The organism is Emticicia sp., assembly GCF_043780375.1.
In the GTDB taxonomy this organism is placed as follows: Bacteria; Bacteroidota; Bacteroidia; order Cytophagales; family Spirosomataceae; genus Emticicia.
The window spans coordinates 1-3,017 of sequence record NZ_JAYWCU010000040.1 but is presented as its reverse complement, the minus strand read 5'-3'; the positions used below and the strand labels follow the sequence as shown (position 1 = coordinate 3,017).

At 36.1% G+C, this 3,017-nt stretch carries 2 protein-coding genes; both read left to right on the top strand.

The genetic code is table 11. The features are described 5' to 3' along the window. Positions 1-1,785 (top strand): thioredoxin domain-containing protein (locus tag ACH2CJ_RS02965; RefSeq protein WP_394990599.1); only part of this gene is annotated, 1,785 nt, incomplete at its 5' end. 22 nt (positions 1,786-1,807) lie between these two features. Further along, a partial coding sequence (locus ACH2CJ_RS02960) for a M28 family peptidase (protein ID WP_394990597.1) occupies positions 1,808-3,017 on the top strand: 1,210 nt, incomplete at its 3' end.

Below are 3,017 nucleotides of genomic sequence, written 5' to 3'. Positions count from 1 at the left end.
ATTTACATGGATGCTTTGCAAGCAATGGGTTTGCGAGGTGGTTGGCCGCTCAATGTTTTTTTGATGCCCGATGCCAAACCTTTTTATGGTGGAACGTATTTTCCTGCGGAAAACTGGGCAAATTTGGTCGAAAGTATCAGTAACGCATTCAAAAATGAGCGTGAAAAACTACAAAAATCGGCTGATGGTTTCACCCAAAATATGGTTGTTAAAGAAAGTGAAAAATATCAAATGAATATTGGGGATGAGGAATTGAAAGTTTCTGAGCAAGAGTTGATTACAATATTTAATCGTTTACACAAAGATTTTGATTTTGAAAAAGGCGGAATGAATCGCAGTCCAAAATTTCCGATGCCAAGCATTTGGAAGTTTTTGTTACGGTATTATGCTGTTACGAAAGACCAGCGAGCTTTGGAGCATTTGAAACTGACGCTTGATAGAATTGCACTGGGTGGCATTTATGATACACTCGGTGGTGGTTGGACTCGCTATTCGACCGATGAAGATTGGAAAGTGCCGCATTTTGAAAAAATGTTGTATGACAATGGTCAGCTAACTTCCTTATATGCAGAGGCTTATGCACTAACTCGTGATAATCTCTACAAAGAAAAAGTGACGGAAACTATCGACTGGCTCGAACGAGAAATGATGAGTGACGAAGGTGGTTTTTACTCAGCTCTCGATGCTGATAGTGAAGGTGAAGAAGGAAAGTTTTATGTTTGGACAAAAGCAGAAATTGAAGCAATTTTAGGAAAAGATGCCGACTCATTTTGTAAAACCTTTGATTTTTCACAAAAAGGAAACTGGGAGCATGGAAACAATGTGGTGCATTTGGAAAGTCGAGATTTTATGAAGCATGGTTTCCCTTTAACAAATGAAATTAAACAAAAATTATTTGATTATCGCAGTAAAAGAGTTCGCCCAGGGTTGGATGATAAAATTCTTTGTTCGTGGAATGGCTTAATGCTCAAAGGATTAATTGACGCTTATCGCTACATTGGTACACAAAAATTCTTAGATTTGGCTTTGCAAAATGCTCATTTTTTGCTCGAAAAAATGACAATCAAAGTAACTACTGAAGATGGAAGTAAGGGTAGGGGGCTTTGGCATAATTATAAAAATGGGAAGGCGAATTTAATAGCTTATTTGGAAGATTACGCCAGCGTAATAGATTCATATATAGCACTTTATCAAGTAACTTTCGATGAAAAATGGTTGCAAGAAGCTGAAATGCTAACTGATTATGTGATTGCTAATTTTTACGATGCTGAAGATGAGTTTTTCTATTTCACTGACATTCAAGGCGAAGAATTGATTGCTCGTAAAAAAGAGATTTTTGATAATGTAATTCCTGCCTCAAACTCTATGATGGGAATCAATTTGTATAATCTCGGATTGATTTTGGGTGATTCGACATCTCGAAGAAATGACTTTATCGAAATTAGTAATTTGATGTTGGCAAAAATGAAACGAATTATATTGACCGACCCGCAGTGGGTTACTCAGTGGGCTTGTTTGGCTACTCAACACGCAACACCTACGGCAGAAATAGCAATTGTAGGTGATAATTTGTTAAATATCAGGTCTTTAATTGATGCTCAATATTTGCCAAATACAGTTTTTGTAGGAACTAAAACAAATTCCGATGAGTTGTGTTCTGCTCTACCATTATTAAAAAATAGAACCGCTATCAGCGGTGAAACTACGATTTACGTCTGCTTCAATAAAACCTGTCAACTACCGACTTCTGATGTTCAAAAAGCATTAGATTTATTACAAGAATAATAAAAACAAACATCTATAAATCATGAAAAGAAATTACTTTTTAGTTGCCCTATTATTTATTTTATTTGGTGCTAATGCCCAAAAGATAAACGGTTCGGCGTTCCGAAAATTGCCTGAATATAGTTTGTCTAAAAATGAAATTGAAGCACACATTCGTTTCATTGCATCTGATGAAATGCTGGGTCGTCGAACTGGTGAAATTACAAATAATGTTATAGCTCGATACATTGCCGAACAGTTTCGTTTACATGGTTTGAAAACACCTAATAACCAAAAAGACTATTTGCAACCAGTGCCTTTTGAAAATATTAAGCCTAACAAAAATGGAGAAGTTTATGTTGGAAATGATACGCTACGATGGACCAAAGATTTTATAATGATGTCTGGAAAATCAACTAAATTAGTTAATCTTCCAGTAGTTTTTGTGGGTTATGGTTGGGTTGATGAAAAACAAAATGATTACAAAGACCTTGATGTAAAAGGAAAAATCGTTATCGCTCAATTTGGCGTTCCAAATAGCGATGACCCTTACGAAAATATCATAGGCTCTGGTAAAAAAGGTGAATTTGCAGCTAAAAATGGTGCAGCGGCTTTTGTTCAATTATATAATTTAAAATTTCCGTGGGGAGCAATTACTAATTTTATGGGTGGCGAAAAACTAAGTTTAGCCCCTGATAATCAAGTAAATGTAGACATGCCACATATCTGGGTGAGTAATACTCATTTGAAAAAGTTTTCTAAAGAATCACTTACAAACTTGAGCCTAAACGTAAGCGAAGTTTTAAAGAAGCCCGTATTGTCGTATAACGTTTTGGGAGTTTTGGAAGGAACAGACCCTGTTCTGAAAAATGAATATATTGTTTTAACGGCACATTTTGATCATGTAGGAACTGGCAAAAAAGGTGGAAAAGTAACAGAAAGTGATACCATTTTCAACGGTGCAAGAGATAATGCTTTTGGGACAACCGCAATTTTGTCGGCAGTAAAGGCTTTTACGCAAAAAAGAACGAAACGGTCAATCCTTTTTATTGCTTATACAGGTGAAGAAATTGGTTTATTGGGTAGTAAATATTATGCCGAACATCCGCTTATCCCTTTGAAACAATGTGTTTATAGCCTCGATTGTGATGGAGCAGGTTATAATGATACGACAAAAGTTACAGTTATCGGACTTGATCGAACCGATGCACAACCACAAATTGAAGAAGGTGCAATGGCTTTTGGTTTGACAG